Raw genomic sequence first — 22,601 nt, 5'->3', positions numbered from 1 at the left:
TGTTACCACATGAAACCTCGTTGGTCAAACATTGACTGCCCGAAAAATATAATACCCTTTATTTCTTGAAACAACTTCCACTTCCCGAAACAACTCTTCCAGCTTTTCTTTAGCTGATGGGGCACCTTGCTTTTTTTGAATAACTACCCACAGTTCTCCCGCAGGCCTTAAATGTCTTTTACTCTCTTCAAACATGCTGTGTACAACTTTCTTCCCTGATCGAATTGGCGGATTCGTTACAACCGCTGCAAACTTGCAATCATTAATGCTGGCAAAGCGGTCACTTTGAATGATGGTCGCATTGTCAATGTGATTCAGCTGGACGTTTTGCTTAGCCAATTCTACTGCCCGTTCATTAATGTCAGCCATCACAATGTCACGCTTCGGAAATGCATCAGCAAGCGCAACGCCTATTGGACCATACCCACACCCGAGGTCAAGGATATCCCCTTCAGTTTCAGGAGCCGTGAAATATTCAATCAGCAGGCGTGATCCAAAATCAACCTCTTGTTTGGAAAACACACCATAATCACTCGTGAATTGATAGTTTCTTTCTCTTAATGTAAAGTGCCACGTCTTTGGTGAGCTTTTTGATTGGGGTTTTTGAGAAAAGTAATGTTCGGTCATGTTAGCACCTGCTTTATTCAGTAGATTAACATGTGTCACGGTTGGATGAGCGATGATGGTAAAAGATACAGAAAGCCCGCCGGATTAAAATCGACGAGCTTTCTTATGGACATTACTTCACTTCTATAGAAGCACCGGCTTCTTCAAGCTTGCCTTTAACTTCTTCAGCGTCTTCTTTAGATACGCCTTCTTTAACAGGTTTTGGTGCATTGTCAACAAGATCCTTGGCATCTTTCAGGCCAAGACCTGTGATTTCGCGAACCGCTTTAACAACTTTGATTTTGGAAGCACCAGCGTCTGTAAGAACAACATCAAATTCTGTTTGTTCTTCAGCAGCTTCAGCGCCGCCGCCACCGCCGCCAACAGCAACAGGTGCTGCAGCAGTTACACCAAATTCTTCTTCAATTGCTTTAACAAGATCGTTAAGTTCTAAAACTGACATTTCTTTTACAGCTTCAATGATTTGTTCGTTTGTCATAATCTATTTCCTCCTCATGGGATGTTTGTTTAATTAAGCACCTTGTTCTTCTTTTTGATCCGCAATTGCTTTAGCAGCATAAGCGAAGTTGCGTACAGGTGCCTGCAGTACGCTAAGCAGCATGGAAACCATACCTTCGTAATTTGGCAAATCGCCGAGTTCCTTGATCTGATCAAGAGTTGCAACTTGACCTTCAATAACGCCTGCTTTGATTTCAAGGTTTTCATGCTCTTTGGCAAACCCGTTCAAAATCTTTGCAGGTGCAATGACGTCCTCGTTGCTGAACGCAATAGCTGTTGGACCAACCAACGCTTCTGTAAGCTCGGATAACTCTGCGTTTTCAACAGCGCGCTTAGTCATAGAGTTCTTGTAAACCTTAAACTCTACGTCAGCTTCCCGCAGCTGTTTACGCAATTCAGTCACTTCCGCCACGTCAAGGCCGCGATAGTCCACCAAAATGGTTGATTGGCTTGCGCGTAACTTATCAGTGATCGTTTGGACCAATTGCTGTTTCTGTTCGATAATACTGGACATTGTCCCACCTCCAATTCATGATCGTCATACCGGTGCATCAAAATGTGGCATCGTTTCATAATCGTTTCTTGCCATATAAAAAACCTCCATGCAGACATGGAGGTTTTCCAACGCCAGCCTTAACGGGGCCGTCGCTGTTTAAACACACCTCGGCAGGAAAGTTTTAAGCGCTGAGGCGCTCCTGCTGTCTACGGTATAACTTGTTTATATGATTACCGCAATCATTATACATATAAAATGATTGGGTGTCAATTACTTTTTTTAGCGGACATAGCCAGATGCATCAACTTTGATGCCAGGTCCCATCGTAGAAGCAACTACAACGTTTTTCACGTAAGTGCCTTTTGATGCCTGAGGCTTAGCTTTGACAAGTGTATCTGTGATCGCTTCGAAGTTCTCAATCAGCTTGTCATTATCGAATGATACTTTACCGATTGGCACATGAATATTAGCTGACTTATCAACACGATATTCAACTTTACCAGCCTTAATATCATTGACAGCTTTTTCGATTTCAAAGGTAACTGTTCCGGTTTTCGGGTTTGGCATAAGGCCTTTAGGTCCGAGCACGCGGCCAAGTTTACCAACTTCCGCCATCATGTCAGGTGTCGCTACGATCACGTCAAAATCAAACCAGCCTTGGTTGATTTTATTGATCATATCCTGGTCACCTACGAAGTCTGCACCTGCAGCTTCTGCTTCTTTGACTTTATCACCTTTAGCAAACACGAGAACGCGCTGAGTCTTTCCTGTTCCGTGCGGCAATACCATAGCACCGCGAATTTGCTGATCCGCTTTCTTCGGGTCAACCCCAAGACGGAAAGCAGCTTCGACAGTCTCGTCAAAATTGGCTTTAGCTGTTTGCTTCAGCAATTCAACAGCTTCTTTTATATCATATGATTTAGAACGTTCAACAAGCTTGGCAGCTTCTTGATACTTTTTGCTTTTTTTCGCCATATCGTTGTTTCCTCCTCTATTGTGGTTATAGCGGTTGTACCTCCCACTTATAAAAGCACGGCGCTTTTATACAGCTGGGACAAGATCGAAAACAGTGATCTTTATGGGACCATAAAAATCACTGCAGCACCCAAGGTACTAGTCTTCGATCGTAATGCCCATGCTGCGCGCGGTTCCTTCCACCATACGCATAGCTGCTTCAACATCAGCAGCATTCAAGTCCTGCATTTTTGTTTCAGCAATTTCTTTGACTTGATCGCGTTTAACAGTAGCGACTTTGCTTTTGTTAGGCTCGCCGGAACCTGATTCAACACCTGCTGCTTTCTTCAACAATACAGCTGCAGGTGGTGTTTTTGTAATAAACGTAAACGAACGGTCTTCAAAAACCGTAATTTCTGCTGGAATAATCATGCCAGCCTGATCTTGTGTACGTGCGTTGAATTCCTTACAGAAACCCATGATATTAATACCTGCCTGACCTAGTGCCGGTCCGACTGGCGGTGCTGGATTTGCTTTACCTGCAGGGATCTGCAATTTAACAAGTTTAATTACTTTTTTAGCCACGTGACACACCTCCTTAAAGTCCGTGATGTGGTAATAGGGTTTTGACCCTCCCACTCATATATGGTCATTGCCTTTGGACATGACCATGAATAACAAAAGAATTTTAGCATGAAACGAAATAAATTGCAAGAGATTTTTGGTTATGAATTTCACAGCAGTGTGAAATCTATAGTTTTTCGATCTGTGAGAAATCAAGTTCAACCGGTGTTTCACGGCCAAACATATTCACATGGACTTTGACTTTTTGTTTATCAACATCGATATGCTCAATTGTGCCGGTGAAGTCAGTGAATGGTCCATCGTTGACTTTAACATTCTCTTTAACCTCAAAATCAACCTGGATAACACTCTCTTTTAAGCCCATCTTCTTGAGTACAGAATCAATCTCGTCTGGCCATAGAGGCGTAGGTTTGGATCCCCCGCCACTTGATCCGACAAATCCTGTGACGCCCGGTGTGTTACGGACAACATACCAGGAGTCGTCAGTCATAATCATTTCTGCAAGGACATATCCCGGAAAGAATTTCTTTTTGGCAACTTTCTTTTTACCATCTTTAATTTCAGTCTCTTCTTCTTCGGGCACAATAACTCTGAAAATATGATCTTCCATCCCCATCGTCTCAACGCGCTTTTCAAGATTGGTCTTGACTTTGTTCTCATACCCTGAATACGTATGAACAACATACCAGTTTTTTTCCATAATGATCAGGACACTTAAGCTGCCCTTCCCTCCCTTATTACCCTTTGTCTAGGGTGTGGCTTTTTTAAACAATATTAAAAAACCCGTGACGCCCGGGTTTTTTAAGAAGGTTATATAATAGTATTATAGCATATTTATACTGCTTCTATTCAAAAAATGTATTGAGAAGTTGTGAGATCCCTAGGTCAACAACCCCGAAGAATATAGCTACGAATGTCACTGTAACGATAACCGTAACCGTATAGCTGAATAATTCCTTTCCTTTAGGCCAGCTGACTTTCTTCATTTCCCGTGATACATTCTTGAAAAATTGGACCAGTTTCATGCTTGTCCCCCCAAACTCCGCCGTAAAAAGACTTTCTTTATTTCGTTTCACGATGTATGGTATGAGCACCGCAGTGTTTGCAATACTTACGTACTTCCATTCGCTTGCCTTCTGCGGCTTTACCTTTTTGTGTTGTGTAATTTCTGTTTGAACAAACAGAACATGTTAAAACGATTCGTTTCGTCATCGTATCATCCTGACAAGTGCTTAATACCCTATTAAATGTAGCACGCAGACACCATTATGTCAATTGCTGCCGACCGTAAATAGAGGTATGGTTATATGATCTTTTTATGAATAACAGATCTGGATCGAGGCGCGTCATGCTCCAGCTTGCGTTTTATACGCTGCAAGGCATTATCGATTGATTTGACATGGCAATTAAGCATACCGGAGATTTCCTGATACGTATACCCGTCGACATACAAATTCAGAACCTCACGCTCAAACCGGCTCAGCACTTCCGACAATTTGCGTTCAATATCGATGGAGCTTTCCCGGTGAACGAGCAGTTCTTGCGGGTCTACTTCACTTGGACCGGCAATCACATCCATAAGTGTCCGCTCTGATTCTTCTTCAAACATTGGCTTGTCCAGAGACACGTAGGAATTGAGCGGGATATGCTTTTGTCGTGTTGCTGTCTTAATAGCCGTGATCATTTGCCGCGTTACACACATCTCAGCAAAAGCTTTGAATGAAGAAAGCTTATCCTGGTCAAAATTGCGAATGGCTTTATAAAGACCAATCAAACCCTCTTGCATAATGTCTTCCCTGTCTCCCCCAATTAAATAATACGTGCGCGCTTTGGCCCTAATAAATCCCTTATATTTCTGAATTAAATGATCAAGTGCTTGTTTGTGTCCACGATGGACAAGCTGCAAAACTTCCTCATCATCAAGCGATTTAAGATTCGGACAGTTTTCTTTCAAAAGTTGACTCACCAAGATTGCCCCCCCGGACGACTTCGAGATATTAGCAACATTATACCGTAAGCGTTTTACAAGAGTCAACAGCAGATCGCGTATTGGCGCCTTTTCGACAATCTTAGCCCCTGAATATTAGAAAATTCGACAAACCTTCGTGCTTAGTGACCACGGCGCCACCTTTCAAATAATGCCAGCATCTCATCGTTTAAAGGAATCTTGGAATGCGGCTGGACATTGCGGTACCGTTCAATATCTTTGGCGATGCCATTGTTAATCCCTTCCAACTCAATATACAGTTCCCGAGCTGATTTCCTCAAGGCACCTTGGGCAAAAATGGTACGCTGCTCTGTATAATCGGATGTCGCCACATACACTTTTGTTTGTACGTTCTTCAAATCCTTCACATATCTTTCAATGCGCTCATCTGCCGTTTCATTTTCTTTCGTATAGATCACTTCCACACCGAACGGATTGAGCTTACTACCTCTCCCGGGGGCTTCATACGCATCAAACACCACAATGACCCTGTGGCCGGTATAAGCCTGGTATTCTGCCATCATCTCGACAAGGCGGTTACGCGCCTGGTCAATATCTTTATCCTTTAATGCTTTCAGTTCTTCCCAGTCACCGATGATGTTGTAACCGTCAACGACCAAAATAATCATATTAATCACCCGACTGGTGTCCGTTTGCGACGTACTTCATAAAGAAGCAGAGCTGCTGCTACAGAAGCGTTAAGTGAAGAGACATGTCCGGTCATAGGCAGGCTTACTGTCCAGTCACACTTTTTCTTGACGAGTTTACTGATGCCCTTGCCTTCATTGCCGATTACAAGTGCTATGGCCAGGTCTCCGGCAAGCTGGCGATAATCTTCATCGGCGTCAGCTTCTGTTCCCACAACCCAAACGTGTTTTTCCTTCAGGAGTTCAATGGTGTTAGAAATATTTGTCACTCGAACAACAGGAACGTGCTCCAAAGCCCCTGCAGCTGTTTTTGCCACCACTGCAGTCAGTCCTACTGACCGGCGCTTGGGAATAATCACGCCATGAGCACCGACAGCATCCGCTGTACGTAAGATCGATCCCAGGTTATGCGGATCCTCAAGCTCGTCCAGTATTATGAAAAAAGGCGGCTCCCCAGAAGCTTCTGCTCGGTCAAATAAATCCTGGAGTTCACTGTACGGATATGGGGCCACGAATGCGACAATGCCTTGATGATTTCCATTGTCAAGTTGGTCCAAGCGCTTGCGCGGAACCGTTTGTACGACAGCTCCAGCGCGCTTGCCTAAATTCGTTAATTTTCGCTGCAAGTTAGGATTCAGCTGCTCCGAAAGAAACAACTTGTTAATAGGTCGTCCGGATTCTAAAGCAGCAAAAACCGGGTTCTTGCCGCTGATCAGCTCTTCATGAGTTTGAGGATCCATTATTTTCCCTTCTTTCCTGTATGAGATGGAAGGCATGTTCAATGAGTTCGTTAAGACGTTCATGGTTGTCAAGCAAGTAATGATAGCCCAACAACGCTTCAAAGGCTGTGCCATAACGATAAGTCTGGACACTCGTGTTTTTGGGAACGGAACCCGATTTGGCATTCCGCCCCCTCGCTACAACGCTTTGTTCTTCTTCTGTGAGGTGTGCTCCGTCCAGCCAGTGATGGATGACAGAAGCCTGTGCTTTGGCTGAAACATATTTAACCGCGTGTTCATGAAGCTGTTTTGGCTTGATCTGACCACTGTCGAGTAAATGTTTACGCACAGCCACTTCATAGACGGCATCCCCCATATAAGCGAGGGCCAGACTTTTCATCTGTTTCACATCAGCATTCATGATTGACCTCTTTTCCATCGGACTCCCTGAGGCGTATCTTCAAGAATAATGCCTTCTTCCTTCAGTTGGTCCCTGATGGCATCTGCCCGCTGAAAGTTGCGATTTTTACGCGCTTCATTCCGCTCTGCAATAAGCGCTTCAACATCCTCATCAAGCAAATCTTCTGATGGTGCATCCGGCAAGCCTATGCCCAGCACATCCAGACCACGCAGTAGAAAGGCTTGAAATGCGTCAATAACATCAGTGGACGTCTGTTTGGACTGAAGATAAACGTTCGCTTCTTTAGCCGTATCAAACATGACCGACAATGCATTCGCTGTATTAAAGTCATCTGACATTGCCTCATCAAAACGAGCTTCAAATGTACGTACTTTTTCAAACCAGGATTCCTTTTCATTTGTTAGATTCAGGCTGGACTGTTTGCGGTGCTCAAGATTGAAATATGCTGTTTCCAGCCGTTCAAGGCTGTTCTTGGCTCCTTCCAGCAAGGCTTCCGAAAAGTTGATCGGGTTGCGATAGTGCACACTGAGCATGAAGAATCGGACAACACGGGGATTATGGGCTGTGATTAAATCTCTTGTCAAAATAAAGTTTCCAAGTGATTTAGACATTTTCTCGTCATTAACATTAATATACCCATTGTGCATCCAGTAATGGGCAAACAGCTTATCGTTTTTTGCCTCCGATTGAGCAATCTCATTTTCATGATGCGGGAATGTCAAATCCTGACCGCCGGCATGAATATCAATGGTCTCACCCAAGTACTTCTTCGCCATGGCTGAGCACTCAATATGCCAACCCGGACGCCCCTTGCCCCATGGGGAATCCCAAGCAATTTCGTCTGCTTTTGCCTGCTTCCAGAGTGCGAAGTCAAGCGGGTCCTCCTTCTTTTCTCCGATTTGAATACGAGCTCCAGAGCGCAACTCATCAATGGATTGATGGGATAGCTTTCCATACCCGTCAAACGTTCTTGGCTTAAAATAAACATCCCCGTCTGCTTCATAAGCAAAACCCTTTTCGATCAGCCCTTTAATAAAAGCGATGATATCATCCATTGTTTCGGTTACGCGAGGATTATAGGTGGCCTTTTTTACACCTAATTGCTCAACATCTTCAAGATAAGCATCAATGAAACGGTTTGTGAGAGTTGAGACCGGTTCGCCCAATTCCTGGGCTGCCTTAATGATTTTATCATCCACATCTGTGAAATTAAGAACGTAATCAACATCATATCCTTTATACTCGAAAAACCGGCGAACGGTATCAAAAACCACAGCGGGTCGTGCGTTGCCAATATGAATGTAGTTATAAACTGTCGGGCCGCACACATACATTTTAACTTTATTTTCTTCTATCGGATTAAATAATTCTTTTTCATGTGTCAAAGTGTTATAAATTTTAATGGCCATTGTGTTTTTCCCCTTCCTGTATACGCTTCAATTCCTCTTTCAATCTGTTAACTTCTTTTTGAAGCCGATCACAGCGGTCGCCTACTGGATCTGGCAGCTGATGATCGAGACGTTCTGTGACCCTTTCACCATTCTGTTTAACAATCCTCCCTGGAATACCGACAACAGTGGCCCCGTTCGGCACTTCTTTAAGCACAACAGAGCCTGCGCCGATTTTCGCATTTTCTCCAATGGTGAGGGATCCAAGCACTTTTGCCCCTGTCGCAATTAATGCGCCGCTTTTAACAGTTGGATGCCGTTTGCCTTTTTCTTTTCCGGTGCCTCCCAGCGTAACGCCTTGGAATACGGTGACATCATCTTCAATTTCACATGTTTCGCCGATCACGACTCCCATGCCGTGGTCGATGAAGAATCTCCGCCCAATTCTGGCCCCGGGGTGGATTTCGATGCCTGTGAAAAAGCGGCTGATTTGAGAAATTGCCCGGGCAATAAAAAACCATTTCCATTTATAAAAGCGATGTGCCACACGATGTGCCCATACCGCATGCAATCCTGAGTATGTTAAAACAACTTCGAAAACAGACCGGGCAGCCGGGTCATGTTCAAAAACCACATCAATGTCTTCTTTTATGCGTTTGAAAAAACCCACCTGTGAACGCCTCCCTTTTCGAGGTTCATTTGGATTGAACTCACTTTACTTTCATAACGTTTTTGGATATAAAAACGCCTCTGTGCCATAAAGACACAGAGACGTTTATCCGACGCGGTTCCACTCTGTTTAAAGCAATTTGCTTCCAACTTTGACTCTGATAACGGCAGAGGTGCCGCCGCCATATACTTTTGTTCCATGGCGGACTCAAAGGGGCATTTCAGAAGCGGTGTCAGGTATCACTCCCAGCCGGCGATGATACTCTCTGTGCAGACAGAACACTTCTTACTTCTCCTTCTCAACGTTCTTTATCGTATATTCACTATATTATATTCTACAAAATTTGTGAAGGTTATTTTGTCATTACGCTTCCAGTTGCTTTAAAATTGCATCCAGACGTGCGAGTACAATTTCTTTGCCAAGCAGTTCGATAGCAAGAGGCAACTCAGGACCATGAACTTGTCCTGTGACAGCCACTCTGATCGGCATAAATAATTTTTTACCGCGATGCTTGGTTTCTTTTTGCGTCGCTTTGATTTCGCCTTTGATCGAATCCTTTTCGAAGCTTTCCAAGTGAATCAGCTTATCCGTAAATACTTGCAGCACTTCTATGACTTGTTCGCCGCTGAGTATTTCCATGCCCTCTTCATCATAGGCAATCTCTTTTTTAAAGAACAGATCGGTCAGTTCTACAATCTCAGCCCCATAGCTAAGTTGTTCCTGATAGAGACCAATCAGGCGCTCTGCCCATGCTCTTGTAGACTCATCCATATCTGTTGGCAGTTTGTCTGCTTCAATTAAATAAGGCATGGCAAGGTCAATGATCCGCTTAGTATCAGCTGCCTTAATGTATTGGTTGTTCATCCACTTTAATTTCTTCGCATCAAACACAGCTGCGGAGGTGGATAATCGTTCTGGATCAAAGATATCGATCAGTGTATCTTTTGTAAAAATTTCCTCTTCGCCTACCGGAGACCAGCCCAGAAGTGTGATAAAGTTGAACAGAGCTTCCGGCAGATAACCCAGGTTTTTATACTGTTCGATAAACTGTAAAATATGTTCATCCCGCTTACTGAGCTTCTTGCGGTCTTCATTCAAGATCAATGTCATATGACCGAATTTCGGAGGTGTCCAGTCAAAAGCATCATACACCATCATCTGCTTCGGTGTATTTGAAATATGCTCTTCTCCTCGTAATACGTGACTGATTGCCATCAAATGGTCATCAATCGCAACAGCAAAGTTATAGGTTGGAGCACCATTTTTCTTAACGATCACCCAGTCGCCGAAATCACTGCCTTGAAAGGTGATGGGGCCTCTGACAATATCATCAAATGTATATGTGCTGTCCTCAGGAATACGAAAACGGATACTCGGGCGGCGTCCTTCTTCTTCAAATTTCGCAATGTCTTCAGCACTCAGATCACGGTGTGCCCCGGAATATTTAGGGACCTGGCCAGCTGCACGCTGACTCTCCCGCTCTGCTTCCAGTTCTTCCTCAGTCATGTAACATTTATAAGCAATCCCACGTTCAAGCAGCTTGTCCACATACTTATTATAGACGTCAAGACGCTCCATTTGCCGGTATGGGCCGTATTCACCGCCGACATCAGCACCTTCATCCCATTCCACGCCGAGCCATTTCAGGTATTTAAGCTGACTCTCTTCCCCTCCGGCAACATTTCGCTTTTCATCAGTATCTTCAATTCGGATGATCATCTTTCCATCAAAGTGTTTGGCATATAAATAATTAAATAAGGCCGTACGCGCGTTGCCAATATGTAAATTGCCTGTCGGGCTTGGCGCATAACGGACCCGGACTTCATTTGTCATAATGATTCCCCTTTCCTGCATCTGTCAGTATATCGTATATATCCATAAAAATCGCTCATCACGTATAAAAAGTGATAACCGGCACGTTATCACTTTTTATACACGGTACATTTATGTTATACCTTTTTTACAGAGCCTTTTCAAGTAATTTAGGCTTAGCAAAGATCATGCGTCCAGCTGATGTCTGAAGGACGCTCGTAATGAGCACATCAATGGTTTTGCCAATATACTCGCGACCTTCCTCAACGACAATCATTGTGCCGTCATCAAGGTACGCTACGCCTTGATTGTGCTCTTTGCCGTCTTTAATGACTTGGACGGATAGTTCTTCACCGGGTAGTACGACAGGCTTTACGGCGTTGGCCAGATCGTTGATATTGAGAACCTGGACACCCTGTAAGTCACACACCTTGTTTAAGTTAAAGTCATTCGTTACGACGACACCGCCCATAACTTTGGCGAGCTTGATCAGTTTGCTGTCCACTTCGCTGATTTCTTCAAAGTCGCCTTCATAAATCTCCACATGGACAGGTAATTCCTTCTGGATCCTGTTCAATACGTCGAGCCCGCGTCTGCCTCTGTTACGCTTCAATACGTCAGATGAATCGGCAATGTGCTGAAGTTCCCCAAGGACAAACTGCGGAATGACAAGTGTTCCTTCAAGAAAATTCGTTTGACAAATATCGGCAATTCGTCCGTCAATAATCACACTCGTATCAAGAATTTTCGGCTGAGGAAGATCTCCTCCACTTTCTTCTTGTCCGGCTTTCTTTTTATCCCGATCTTTCTTTCCAACACTCAAAATATTGACGAATTCCTCACGCCGGCGGAACCCGACCTGGAAACCCAAATACCCCAGGACGATGGTTAAAAACAACGGTAAAACCTTTGAGACTAACTGATTTCCGATGTCCAGAAGTGGAATTGTAGCCAAATAGGCCACGACAAGCCCGACGATCAATCCAACACTTCCAAAAAACAAATCACCGGCCGGCAGTTTAATCAAACCATCTTCAATCCATCTTAAGAAGCCGACAACATAGTCTGCCAACCAATAAGAAATTAAAAACAAAATAATGGCGCCTGCGACAGATCCGAAGTAGGGCGATGTTACCCATGCAGTTTCCGTCAAATTAAATAAATTGATGATATCAGGGATATACAAATAGCCGACGGTTCCGCCTGTAATGATGAAAAACAAGTGAACGATTTTTTTAAGCACCACTGTCACCTCCTATCCGTTATTATTACCTAATTAAAGTAAAAATAACCCATTATACTGCAAACTATTGTTCAACAGTAAGCAAATCATAGCACAACCAAAATTATCAGTCAAATGATTAACAGATGATCATACCATATAAAACACATCGATGTCAATATAATTTACGTCATGTTTCGACAATCATCGCGCAAGTCCTATCTCCATGGCCTCTTGAACTGTGTTAACACCAACTATTTTTATCCCTGCTGGCGGGGTCCATCCCTCAAGATTACGGTTTGGACAAATGACGCGCTGGAAACCAAGCTTAGCTGCTTCCTGCACCCGTTGCTCAATTCGGGATACACGTCTGATTTCGCCGGTTAAACCGACTTCTCCGATAAAAATATCTTCAGGAAGAGTGGCCTGATCTCTGAAACTGGATGCAATGCTGATTGCAATGGCTAAGTCAATCGCGGGTTCGTCCAGTTTGACCCCTCCGGCCACTTTAATGTAGGCATCTTGGTTCTGCAGCATGAGGCCGACACGTTTTTCCAACACAGCCATTAACAATGGAACACGGCTATGATCGACCCCAGTGGCCATACGGCGCGGGTTCCCAAAACTCGATGGAGATACAAGCGCCTGTATTTCGACAAGTACTGGCCTCGTGCCTTCCATTGATGCCACAACTGTTGAACCGGCTGCTCCCTGTGAGCGCTCTTCCAAAAAGATTTCAGATGGGTTTAAGACCTCTCTAAGACCCAACTCTTTCATTTCAAAAATACCCATTTCATGTGTACTGCCGAAACGGTTCTTCACACTGCGTAAAATCCGGTACGCATGGTGTCGCTCCCCTTCAAAATACAAGACAGCATCTACCATATGCTCGAGCATACGCGGCCCTGCAATGGCACCTTCTTTGGTGACATGACCAACAATAAAGATGGGTATGCCGTTTGTTTTAGCGATTTTCATCAATTCACTGGTAGATTCTCTGACCTGAGAAACACTTCCCGGCGCGCTTGTGATTTCTTCCCGATAAATGGTTTGAATGGAGTCGATCACTACAAAATCAGGCTTAATTTGTTCAATATGTTTCGCGATGTTGAACAAATTTGTTTCAGCAAGAACATAAAGTCCCTCAGATTTAATGTTCAAGCGATCTGCCCGTAATTTTGTCTGCTGGGTAGATTCCTCGCCAGAAATGTATAGAACAGAGAGGTTTTGATCAGCAAGCTGAGCTGATATCTGCAAAAGCAAAGTCGATTTGCCGATACCTGGATCACCGCCGATCAATACAAGGGACCCAGGCACAATCCCTCCACCGAGAACTCTGTTGAACTCTTTCATTTCTGTCGTAACTCGTGGTTCTTTTCGCGACTCAATTGCTGTTATTTTTTCTGGCTGGCTTACAGCCTGTTGGCTAACACCAAGATGATGGCGACCTTTTAACGATGCTGAATCCACTTCTTCCACCAGTGTATTCCAATTACCGCAACCAGGGCATTTCCCCATCCACTTCGCTGACTCATAGCCACAATCCTGGCATACATACTTTGTTTTCTTTCTCGCCAATGATTTTCCCCACCTTTATTATACCCTGTATGTTGTACGATTGACATAACACAAAAGTTACAGTCATTTATCATTTAAATCCAATTTACATACTTGTGCCACATTTATTGCTCCTAATGGAAAAATTGGAAGCCCCCTGTGATAGAGGCTTCCGATTGCATTCAAGATTTATTTCGGCAGAACTATAAATTCACCTTTGTTGTTGAGACCAATTTTAACCTTTTCGTTTTTAGAGATGGTTTCCTTCAGCAACTCTTCTGAAAGTAAATCCTCGACGTTTTTCTGAATGGAACGACGGAGTGGACGTGCACCGTATTCAGGTTCAAAACCGTCTTTGGCGATTTTTTCAAGTGCCTTATCAGTCAGAGTGAATTCAATCTCTTGGTCCTTCAGACGTTTCTGTAGCTGGTTAACCATAAGTGACACGATCTTCGTCATATGCTTTTCCTCAAGCGAATGGAAGACAATTGTTTCATCTATCCGGTTTAGGAATTCTGGTCTGAATGCCTTTTTAAGTTCGCTGATGACTTTATCTTTCATGTCTTTGTATTCCTGACCTTCCTCTTCCAGCGTGAAACCAACGTATTTATTTGTTCTCAGCTGGTCGGCTCCGACGTTAGAGGTCATGATCAAAACGGTATTGCGAAAATCAACAACCCGACCCTTGGAATCAGTTAAACGCCCATCTTCCAGAACTTGGAGTAGGATGTTAAACACTTCAGGGTGTGCTTTCTCAATTTCATCGAGCAATATAACAGAATATGGATTTGTCCGGACTTTTTCAGTTAATTGACCGCCATCTTCATGTCCCACATATCCAGGAGGTGAACCCACGAGCCTGGAAGTCGAGTGTTTCTCCATATATTCGGACATGTCAATACGTATCATCGAATCCTCGTCCTCAAACATTGCTTCAGCAAGGGCGCGGGCCAATTCAGTTTTACCAACACCAGTAGGGCCTAGGAATATAAATGATCCAATCGGACGTTTAGGATCCTTAAGACCTGCACGAGCTCTGCGAATGGCCTTTGATACAGCGTTAACCGCTTCTGACTGACCAATAACCCTGCTATGCAAGATTTCCTCCATATTCAGGAGTCGTTCACTTTCCTGTTTGGTCAATTTAACCACTGGGACGCCGGTCCATGTTGAAACGACCGCAGCAATGTCCTCCATGACCACTTTTGTATCGGTTTTACCTTGCTTTTCTTTCCAATCATTTTTGGTTTTATCCAATTCTTCACGGAGTTTTTGTTCAGAATCTCTGAGTGAAGCTGCTGTTTCAAACTCCTGACTTTGCACAGCAGCGTCCTTTTCTTTACGAACATTCTCTAGCTTCTGTTCCAGCTCCTTGAGATTAGGTGGAATCGTGTATGAGCGTAAACGAACCTTTGAACCAGCTTCATCAATGAGATCAATTGCTTTATCTGGGAGAAAACGATCGTTGATATAACGGTCAGACAACTGAGCAGCTGCTTCAATCGCTTCATCTGTAATGGTGACTCTGTGATGGGCTTCATAACGATCGCGCAACCCTTTTAAAATCTGGACAGTTTCGTCAAGGGTAGGTTCATCCACTTGGACGGGCTGAAAACGCCGTTCCAAGGCCGCATCCTTTTCAATATACTTGCGGTATTCATCAAGGGTAGTGGCCCCAATACACTGAAGTTCACCACGAGCAAGCGATGGTTTAAGGATGTTAGAGGCATCAATCGCCCCTTCAGCCCCACCAGCTCCGATCAGCGTATGAAGCTCATCGATGAATATGATAATATTGCCGGCTTGACGAATCTCCTCCATGACTTTTTTCAATCTGTCTTCAAATTCACCCCTGTATTTCGTCCCTGCTACAACGGTACCCATATCAAGTGTCATAACACGTTTGTTTCTGAGTGTCTCCGGAATTTCATTGTTAACGATCTGCTGGGCCAGCCCCTCTGCTACGGCTGTTTTACCGACACCTGGCTCACCAATCAAAACAGGGTTGTTTTTCGTACGGCGGCTGAGCACTTCGATAACCCGTTCAATCTCTTTACTTCTGCCGATCACGGGGTCAACATCGCCTTCTTTTGCACTTTCGGTTAAATCACGCGCAAGGGAATCGAGTGTTGGCGTGTTTGCAGTGCCTGTTGACTGTCCGCGGCCCTGGCGTCCTGCAGTCGATTCGTTGCTGCCGAGAAGCTGTAATACCTGTTGTCTGGCTTTATTCAAGCTGACACCCAGATTGTTGAGCACCCGGGCTGCAACCCCTTCACCTTCGCGAATTAACCCAAGTAATATATGCTCTGTTCCAACGTAAGAATGACCCAGTTTTCTCGCCTCGTCCTGTGAGAGTTCAACAACCTTCTTGGCTCGTGGTGTGTAATGAATCGTCTGCATAGGCTGCTTCCCTTTGCCAATCAGCTTCTCTACTTCTTCCTGGATTTTTTCGGTTTCAAGACCTATGGACTGCAGTGCTTTAGCAGCGATCCCGTCACCTTCGCGGATCAGACCAAGTAGAATATGTTCTGTTCCTATATTGCTGTGACCAAGTCTGACAGCTTCTTCCTGTGATAAAGCAAGTACTTTTTGTGCTCTTTCAGTAAAACGACCAAACATCATAGTGCATTTCCTCCTGTCTATTGATCTAACTCGATACGTTCCCGAATCAATGTTGCACGCAATATGTCACGCTCATTCGGTGATAACTTTTTGTTGGCATACTGTTGTAGAAAACCGGGCTGGATAAGAGTCATAAGTTCATTTAAAATCGGCTGCTTCACATTTTGAATGATACCCAGATCAATGCCGAGCCGAACGTCTGAAATACAATTTGCAGCCTCTTTGGATTCTATAATCCGGCTATGCTCCAGAACCCCGTAGGAACGAAAAATACGGTCTTCCAGCCGGGCTTCTGACTGTTCCTGCAGCTGTGTTCTGGCACGGCGCTCATGTTCAATCAATTGTTGTACGACACTTTGCAAGTCCGCGACAATGTCCTGTTCGCTCTTCCCCAGCGTGATTTGATTGGATATTTGAAAGATGTTACCCAGTGCCTCACTGCCTTCACCATATATCCCTCTTACTACAAGACCAAGTTGGTTGATCGCCGGGATCATACGATTAATCTGCTGTGTGAGTGCAAGAGCAGGGAGATGCATCATGACTGATGCACGCATGCCTGTGCCAATGTTTGTCGGACAGCTGGTTAAATAGCCTCTCGTTTCATCAAATGCATAATCAACTTTCTTCTCAAGCCAGTCATCAAGTTCAAAAGCTTTCTCAAGCGCCTGATCAAGCTGAAAGCCAGGGAAATAAAGCTGCATCCGAATATGATCCTCTTCGTTAATCATAATAGAAACTTGCTCATTTTCGGATATCAATGCGCCTGAGACATGGTCATGCTCAATCAGATGCGGGCTGATGAGATGCTTTTCCACTAAAACACGCTTTTCTACAGGAGATAGGTCCTGGATAGGTACAAAATTAAAATCATCATAATCCTGAAATGATACATGATCATAGGTGTTTTTCATAAACTCAGAGACTTCTTCAAGCTCGTTTTTCTCTGCGACAATAGGAAAAGGCACACGAACAAAATTTCTCGCCAAGCGGATCCGGCTGCTGAGTACAATATCACTGTCCGGACCGCCTTTTCGCATCCATGGACTGATCGCTTCATTCATAAAGTTTTGGAGTGTCATGCACCATCACCTGCTTCTCCGTCTCGAATTGTTTGTTCAAGCTCCTTAATCTTATCTCTGACCAGTGCGGCGTCTTCAAATGCCTCTTGTTCAATCAATGACTTTAATTCGCTTTTATAGGCGTCCAGCTGTTTTTTCGTATGCAGATCGCCTCCGCGCCTCTTGGGTATTTTACCGTGATGTTGTGTGTTGCCGCTATGTACCCGACGGAAAATGGAATCAAGGCGGTCATTGAATGTTTCATAGCATTTGGCACAACCAAATTTGCCAGTCTGTTTAAACTGGGAGAAGGTCATGCCACACTTTTCACACTGAAGCGTTTGTATGGGTTGGAAAGGCTGGGCACCTTGTTTCTTAGAGTTAACCGGGTAAGAATCAAAATTAAACAAACCTGAAAGGAGATGATGCAGAGAGTAACCTTCTTCCGGATAACCCATATATCCTTTTTCCTTGGCACATTGCTCACACACATGCCGTTCTGTCGTTTCACCATTAATGACCTGTTTTAAATGCAGTGTAGCCGGTCGCTTCTGGCATTCCTCGCATTGCATATGAGTCCCTCCCTATCTGTTTGAGTATTTTAAGGTGGTTAGCATGGCACTTAGAATACGCGCTCTTGCTTCGTCCCGAACAGGCAAGGGGAAAAGCAGTGTATTTCTGTCAATCGCACTTGCCGCCATTTTAGCCTCTCGTTCGGTCATAATCTCTTCTTCCAATAAACGTTCCAGAATGTCAATCGCAGCTTGCTGTGTCACGGCTGGGTTAATCATGCCAATGATTTCATCAATCAGTTCAGCTTTGTCCTGATATGTGATGCGGATAATCCGTATATAGCCTCCTCCACCACGTTTGCTTTCTACTATATATCCCTTTTCCACTGTAAAACGTGTATTAATCACATAATTTATTTGAGAAGGCACACATTGAAACTGATCAGCAATTTCACTGCGTTTGATTTCAATGACACCTTTCCCTTTTGATTCAAGGACTTTCTTTAAATACCTTTCAATCACATCAGAAATGTTACTCATAAACTTTCCTCCTCTAATCCTATGAGCAAAACAATGATGTTTTGACTTTGACTAACTTTGACTATGCATTTATTATACGACAAAATTGGTCTGTTGCAAACTGATTACTTTTAATCATTTTAGACACACATGTTAAAAACAAACCCTCTTATCGGAAAAAAGTAAAGACATTTCAACCTCATTCACTATCGTTAACGGTCCGGATCGCTTCAACTTTTGAAATGTCATTTATTAAAGCAACCGTGTTAACATCTGAACCACGCTCATACTTAATAATAATTTGTTTGCTGTTTTGTGATTCGTTAACGATCTCCATTCGCTTAATCGATACTTGATAACCTTCCAAGACTGAAATAAGGGCATTGATTTCTATGTCATCGTCCGCAAATATTTCAATAGCTTTGGAACGCTTCTTTTTTATAATCTTATTTTCAATGTTATTTAGAAAACCAAGGCTCAGTAATATAAGCAAAGTTGTATAAATTGCAGTGCTGTACATGCCCATGCCTACAACAAGCCCCAGTCCAGCCACAGCCCATATGGAAGCCGCCGTTGTCAGGCCGCGTATCGTACCGCCGTATACAATAATCGTTCCCGCCCCTAAAAAACCAATACCACTGATCACATAGGAGGGAATTCTTGCTGGGTCAAATCTGATATTATCATACGCATCAATAAGTGACTGAAAGCCATAAAGAGACAGCAGCATCATCAAGCACGCACCAATCCCGACTAATATATGCGTCCGAAAGCCGGCAGAATGATTCTTGAGTTCACGCTCAAAACCAATCAACCCTGAAAGCAGCAGCGCAATCAGGATCCTTAATGCGATAACTGAAAAATGCTGATCAAGGTACTGCTCAAACAATGCATTCACCTCCCCACTTTATAAACCATCCTAAAAATATGTATTAAGCGATACAATTATATATATGTTATACAAAAATAAACGATGATTGTCTCTTCAACGTCTATATAACCATTCCCATATTGATTTGAATATGCACCATATATTTCCCCAAAAGCAAACTAAAAAAACATCCAGATTACAATTATAATTGTAATCTGGATGTTTTGATGCCTGGCGGCGACCTACTCTTGCAGGGGCGATGCCCCAACTACCATCGGCGCAGAAGAGCTTAACTGCTGTGTTCGGCATGGGAACAGGTGTGACCTCTTCGCTATTGCCACCAGACCTTTATGCTGTTTTAAGGACAAGAACTATTATAAGCATTTTAATCGAAAAATGCAAGTTCTTTTTTAAATTTGTACCCTGAAAATCAAATAAGAGGTCAAGTCATCATCGTACTTTACGCTAGTTAAGTCCTCGATCGATTAGTATCTGTCAGCTCCACGTGTCACCACGCTTCCACACCAGACCTATCAACCTCATCGTCTCTGAGGGATCTTACTCACTCGAAGTGATGGGAAGTCTCATCTTGAGGGGGGCTTCATGCTTAGATGCTTTCAGCACTTATCCTTGCCACACGTAGCTACCCAGCTATGCTCCTGGCGGAACAACTGGTACACCAGCGGTGTGTCCATCCCGGTCCTCTCGTACTAAGGACAGCTCCTCTCAAACTTCCTGCGCCCACGACGGATAGGGACCGAACTGTCTCACGACGTTCTGAACCCAGCTCGCGTACCGCTTTAATGGGCGAACAGCCCAACCCTTGGGACCGACTACAGCCCCAGGATGCGATGAGCCGACATCGAGGTGCCAAACCTCCCCGTCGATGTGAACTCTTGGGGGAGATAAGCCTGTTATCCCCGGGGTAGCTTTTATCCGTTGAGCGATGGCCCTTCCATGCGGAACCACCGGATCACTAAGCCCGACTTTCGTCCCTGCTCGACTTGTAGGTCTCGCAGTCAAGCTCCCTTCTGCCTTTGCACTCTGCGAATGATTTCCAACCATTCTGAGGGAACCTTTGGGCGCCTCCGTTACCTTTTGGGAGGCGACCGCCCCAGTCAAACTGCCTGCCTGACACTGTCTCCGGACCGGATCACGGTCCTGGGTTAGAATGGTCGTACAGCCAGGGTGGTATCCCACCGGTGCCTCCACGTAAGCTGGCGCTCACGCTTCCAAGGCTCCCACCTATCCTGTACAAGCTGTACAAACATTCAATATCAGGCTACAGTAAAGCTCCACGGGGTCTTTCCGTCCTGTCGCGGGTAATGCGCATCTTCACGCATAGTATAATTTCACCGGGTCTCTCGTTGAGACAGTGCCCAAGTCGTTGCACCTTTCGTGCGGGTCGGAACTTACCCGACAAGGAATTTCGCTACCTTAGGACCGTTATAGTTACGGCCGCCGTTTACTGGGGCTTCAGTTCTACGCTTCGAGCCCGTAGGCTCTAACGCGTCCCCTTAACCTTCCAGCACCGGGCAGGTGTCAGCCCCTATACTTCGCCTTTCGGCTTCGCAGAGACCTGTGTTTTTGCTAAACAGTCGCTTGGGCCTATTCACTGCGGCTCCTCCTTAAAGGAGCACCCCTTCTCCCGAAGTTACGGGGTCATTTTGCCGAGTTCCTTAACGAGAGTTCTCCCGCTCACCTTCGGATTCTCTCCGCGCCTACCTGTGTCGGTTTGCGGTACGGGCACCTGTGACCTTGCTAGAGGCTTTTCTTGGCAGTGTGGATTCAGACACTTCGGTACTCAATTTCCCTCCCCATCACAGATTGGGATTGTTGGACGGATTTACCTATCCAACTCCCTCGCTGCTTGGGCGCACACGTCCATCGGTGCGCTTGTCCTATCCTCCTGCGTCCCCCCATCGCTCAAACGGTCACGAGGTGGTACAGGAATATCAACCTGTTGGCCATCGCCTACGCCTTTCGGCCTCGGCTTAGGTCCCGACTAACCCTGAGAGGACGAGCCTTCCTCAGGAAACCTTGGGCTTTCGGTGAAAGAGATTCTCACTCTTTTTTCGCTACTCATACCGGCATTCTCACTTCTAAGCGCTCCACCAGTCCTCACGGTCTGACTTCACAGCACTTAGAACGCTCTCCTACCATTGTTCGAAGAACAATCCGCAGCTTCGGTGATACGTTTAGCCCCGGTACATTTTCGGCGCAGTGTCACTCGACCAGTGAGCTATTACGCACTCTTTAAATGGTGGCTGCTTCTAAGCCAACATCCTGGTTGTCTGTGCAACGCCACATCCTTTTCCACTTAACGTATACTTTGGGACCTTAGCTGGCGGTCTGGGCTGTTTCCCTTTCGACTATGAACCTTATCACCCATAGTCTGACTCCCAAGCATAAGTATCCGGCATTCGGAGTTTGACTGAATTCGGTAACCCGATGAGGGCCCCTAGTCCAATCAGTGCTCTACCTCCGGTACTCTGATCTTGAGGCTAGCCCTAAAGCTATTTCGGAGAGAACCAGCTATCTCCGTGTTCGATTGGCATTTCACCCCTACCCACACCTCATCCCCGCATTTTTCAACATACGTGGGTTCGGGCCTCCTGTCAGTGTTACCTGACCTTCACCCTGGACATGGGTAGATCACACGGTTTCGGGTCTACGACTACATACTCAAACGCCCTATTCAGACTCGCTTTCGCTGCGGCTCCGTGTCTACCACTTAACCTTGCATGCAATCGTAACTCGCCGGTCCATTCTACAAAAGGTACGCCGTCACCCATTAACGGGCTCCGACTACTTGTAGGCACACGGTTTCAGGTTCTCTTTCACTCCCCTTCCGGGGTGCTTTTCACCTTTCCCTCACGGTACTGGTTCACTATCGGTTACCAGGGAGTATTTAGCCTTGGGAGATGGTCCTCCCGGATTCCGACGGAATTTCTCGTGTTCCGCCGTACTCAGGATCCACACCGGAGGCTGCTTCTTTTCGACTACCGGGCTGTTACCGTCTTTGGCTGATCTTTCCAGATCGATTCGTCTAACAAACAGCTTTGTAACTCCATATGGTGTGTCCTACAACCCCGACAGGCAAGCCTGCCGGTTTGGGCTGATTCCGTTTCGCTCGCCGCTACTTGGGAAATCGCTTTTGCTTTCTCTTCCTCCGGGTACTGAGATGTTTCAGTTCCCCGGGTCTGCCTCACACATCCTATGTATTCAGATGTGCGTACTGTTCCATTACGAACAGTGGGTTCCCCCATTCGGAAATCCCCGATTCAAAGCTTACTTACAGCTCCCCGAGGCATATCGGTGTTAGTCCCGTCCTTCTTCGGCTCCTGGTACCAAGGCATCCACCGTGCGCCCTTATTCACTTAACTGGCGTGTTTTATTTCAATGAATAAACATACGATTTATTTGATGTCTT

General features: G+C 45.0%; 22 protein-coding genes, 2 rRNA genes and 2 other annotated features. All 24 genes read right to left on the bottom strand.

What is annotated here, in order from left to right; all coding sequences use genetic code 11:
• Positions 1 to 24: 24 nt before the first annotated feature.
• The 24 genes from JNUCC1_RS08740 to JNUCC1_RS08625 all read right to left on the bottom strand — a co-directional run bounded on the left by JNUCC1_RS08740 (position 25) and on the right by JNUCC1_RS08625 (position 22,554).
• Entirely contained in the window at positions 25 to 627 is a 603-nt protein-coding gene (locus JNUCC1_RS08740; RefSeq protein WP_156645038.1) for a class I SAM-dependent methyltransferase, read from the bottom strand.
• A 112-nt stretch (positions 628 to 739) separates the two neighbouring features.
• Positions 740 to 1,105: a 50S ribosomal protein L7/L12 gene (gene rplL / locus JNUCC1_RS08735; protein WP_156645036.1), complete on the bottom strand. Its 366-nt coding sequence runs from the start codon at positions 1,103 to 1,105 to the stop codon at positions 740 to 742.
• Between the two features lie 33 nt (positions 1,106 to 1,138).
• Entirely contained in the window at positions 1,139 to 1,639 is a 501-nt protein-coding gene (gene rplJ, locus JNUCC1_RS08730; RefSeq protein ID WP_156645034.1) for a 50S ribosomal protein L10, read from the bottom strand.
• 67 nt (positions 1,640 to 1,706) lie between these two features.
• Positions 1,707 to 1,851, bottom strand: a sequence feature (ribosomal protein L10 leader region).
• Positions 1,852 to 1,900: 49 nt separating this feature from the next.
• Entirely contained in the window at positions 1,901 to 2,596 is a 696-nt protein-coding gene (rplA, locus tag JNUCC1_RS08725) for a 50S ribosomal protein L1 (protein WP_156645032.1), read from the bottom strand.
• A gap of 138 nt (positions 2,597 to 2,734) precedes the next feature.
• Entirely contained in the window at positions 2,735 to 3,160 is a 426-nt protein-coding gene (gene rplK, locus JNUCC1_RS08720) for a 50S ribosomal protein L11 (RefSeq protein WP_331713679.1), read from the bottom strand.
• Positions 3,161 to 3,326: 166 nt separating this feature from the next.
• Positions 3,327 to 3,860, bottom strand: a complete 534-nt coding sequence (gene nusG, locus JNUCC1_RS08715; RefSeq protein WP_156645030.1) for a transcription termination/antitermination protein NusG — start codon at positions 3,858 to 3,860, stop codon at positions 3,327 to 3,329.
• Positions 3,861 to 4,005: 145 nt separating this feature from the next.
• On the bottom strand, positions 4,006 to 4,185 hold the full coding sequence (gene secE, locus JNUCC1_RS08710; RefSeq protein WP_197431677.1) for a preprotein translocase subunit SecE: 180 nt from the start codon (positions 4,183 to 4,185) through the stop codon (positions 4,006 to 4,008).
• Positions 4,186 to 4,222: 37 nt separating this feature from the next.
• The gene (rpmG, locus tag JNUCC1_RS08705) at positions 4,223 to 4,372 is read right to left on the bottom strand and encodes a 50S ribosomal protein L33 (RefSeq protein WP_156645028.1); all 150 of its coding nucleotides are present in this window, start codon (positions 4,370 to 4,372) and stop codon (positions 4,223 to 4,225) included.
• A 91-nt stretch (positions 4,373 to 4,463) separates the two neighbouring features.
• A complete protein-coding gene (gene sigH, locus JNUCC1_RS08700) occupies positions 4,464 to 5,195 on the bottom strand; it encodes an RNA polymerase sporulation sigma factor SigH (RefSeq protein ID WP_156645026.1) in 732 nt (243 codons plus the stop codon).
• Between the two features lie 74 nt (positions 5,196 to 5,269).
• Entirely contained in the window at positions 5,270 to 5,776 is a 507-nt protein-coding gene (locus JNUCC1_RS08695) for an NYN domain-containing protein (protein WP_156645024.1), read from the bottom strand.
• 5 nt (positions 5,777 to 5,781) lie between these two features.
• Positions 5,782 to 6,534: a 23S rRNA (guanosine(2251)-2'-O)-methyltransferase RlmB gene (gene rlmB, locus JNUCC1_RS08690; protein ID WP_156645022.1), complete on the bottom strand. Its 753-nt coding sequence runs from the start codon at positions 6,532 to 6,534 to the stop codon at positions 5,782 to 5,784.
• Positions 6,515 to 6,934, bottom strand: coding sequence for a Mini-ribonuclease 3 (locus JNUCC1_RS08685; protein ID WP_156645020.1), 420 nt, complete (start codon positions 6,932 to 6,934; stop codon positions 6,515 to 6,517). The genes rlmB and JNUCC1_RS08685 overlap by 20 nt, the downstream gene beginning before the upstream one ends.
• The gene (gene cysS / locus JNUCC1_RS08680) at positions 6,931 to 8,343 is read right to left on the bottom strand and encodes a cysteine--tRNA ligase (RefSeq protein ID WP_156645018.1); all 1,413 of its coding nucleotides are present in this window, start codon (positions 8,341 to 8,343) and stop codon (positions 6,931 to 6,933) included. The genes JNUCC1_RS08685 and cysS overlap by 4 nt, the downstream gene beginning before the upstream one ends.
• Positions 8,333 to 8,992, bottom strand: coding sequence for a serine O-acetyltransferase (gene cysE / locus JNUCC1_RS08675; RefSeq protein WP_331713677.1), 660 nt, complete (start codon positions 8,990 to 8,992; stop codon positions 8,333 to 8,335). Before cysE ends, cysS begins: the two co-directional genes overlap by 11 nt.
• A gap of 94 nt (positions 8,993 to 9,086) precedes the next feature.
• Positions 9,087 to 9,303, bottom strand: a binding site (T-box leader).
• A gap of 52 nt (positions 9,304 to 9,355) precedes the next feature.
• Positions 9,356 to 10,825 (bottom strand): glutamate--tRNA ligase, encoded by a 1,470-nt coding sequence (gene gltX / locus JNUCC1_RS08670; RefSeq protein WP_156645016.1) that lies wholly within the window; start codon positions 10,823 to 10,825, stop codon positions 9,356 to 9,358.
• Positions 10,826 to 10,952: 127 nt separating this feature from the next.
• Complete coding sequence (locus JNUCC1_RS08665; RefSeq protein WP_331713676.1) at positions 10,953 to 12,047, bottom strand: PIN/TRAM domain-containing protein; 1,095 nt, start codon at positions 12,045 to 12,047, stop codon at positions 10,953 to 10,955.
• A 183-nt stretch (positions 12,048 to 12,230) separates the two neighbouring features.
• Complete coding sequence (gene radA / locus JNUCC1_RS08660; protein ID WP_156645014.1) at positions 12,231 to 13,604, bottom strand: DNA repair protein RadA; 1,374 nt, start codon at positions 13,602 to 13,604, stop codon at positions 12,231 to 12,233.
• A gap of 168 nt (positions 13,605 to 13,772) precedes the next feature.
• A complete protein-coding gene (gene clpC / locus JNUCC1_RS08655; protein ID WP_156645012.1) occupies positions 13,773 to 16,205 on the bottom strand; it encodes an ATP-dependent protease ATP-binding subunit ClpC in 2,433 nt (810 codons plus the stop codon).
• Between the two features lie 17 nt (positions 16,206 to 16,222).
• A complete protein-coding gene (locus JNUCC1_RS08650) occupies positions 16,223 to 17,287 on the bottom strand; it encodes a protein arginine kinase (RefSeq protein ID WP_156645010.1) in 1,065 nt (354 codons plus the stop codon).
• Entirely contained in the window at positions 17,284 to 17,838 is a 555-nt protein-coding gene (locus tag JNUCC1_RS08645) for a UvrB/UvrC motif-containing protein (protein WP_156645008.1), read from the bottom strand. The genes JNUCC1_RS08650 and JNUCC1_RS08645 overlap by 4 nt, the downstream gene beginning before the upstream one ends.
• Before the next feature lie 12 nt (positions 17,839 to 17,850).
• Positions 17,851 to 18,318, bottom strand: coding sequence for a CtsR family transcriptional regulator (locus tag JNUCC1_RS08640; RefSeq protein ID WP_156645006.1), 468 nt, complete (start codon positions 18,316 to 18,318; stop codon positions 17,851 to 17,853).
• 178 nt (positions 18,319 to 18,496) lie between these two features.
• Positions 18,497 to 19,195, bottom strand: coding sequence for an MgtC/SapB family protein (locus tag JNUCC1_RS08635; protein WP_442915433.1), 699 nt, complete (start codon positions 19,193 to 19,195; stop codon positions 18,497 to 18,499).
• 202 nt (positions 19,196 to 19,397) lie between these two features.
• A 5S ribosomal RNA gene (gene rrf / locus JNUCC1_RS08630) occupies positions 19,398 to 19,513 on the bottom strand.
• A 120-nt stretch (positions 19,514 to 19,633) separates the two neighbouring features.
• Positions 19,634 to 22,554 (bottom strand): 23S ribosomal RNA (locus JNUCC1_RS08625).
• Positions 22,555 to 22,601: the final 47 nt, after the last annotated feature.

Source organism: Lentibacillus sp. JNUCC-1 (assembly GCF_009741735.1).
Taxonomy (GTDB): domain Bacteria; phylum Bacillota; class Bacilli; order Bacillales; family Amphibacillaceae; genus Lentibacillus_B.
Note: the sequence above shows the minus strand (reverse complement) of the source record. Positions and strands in the feature narration are given on the sequence as shown.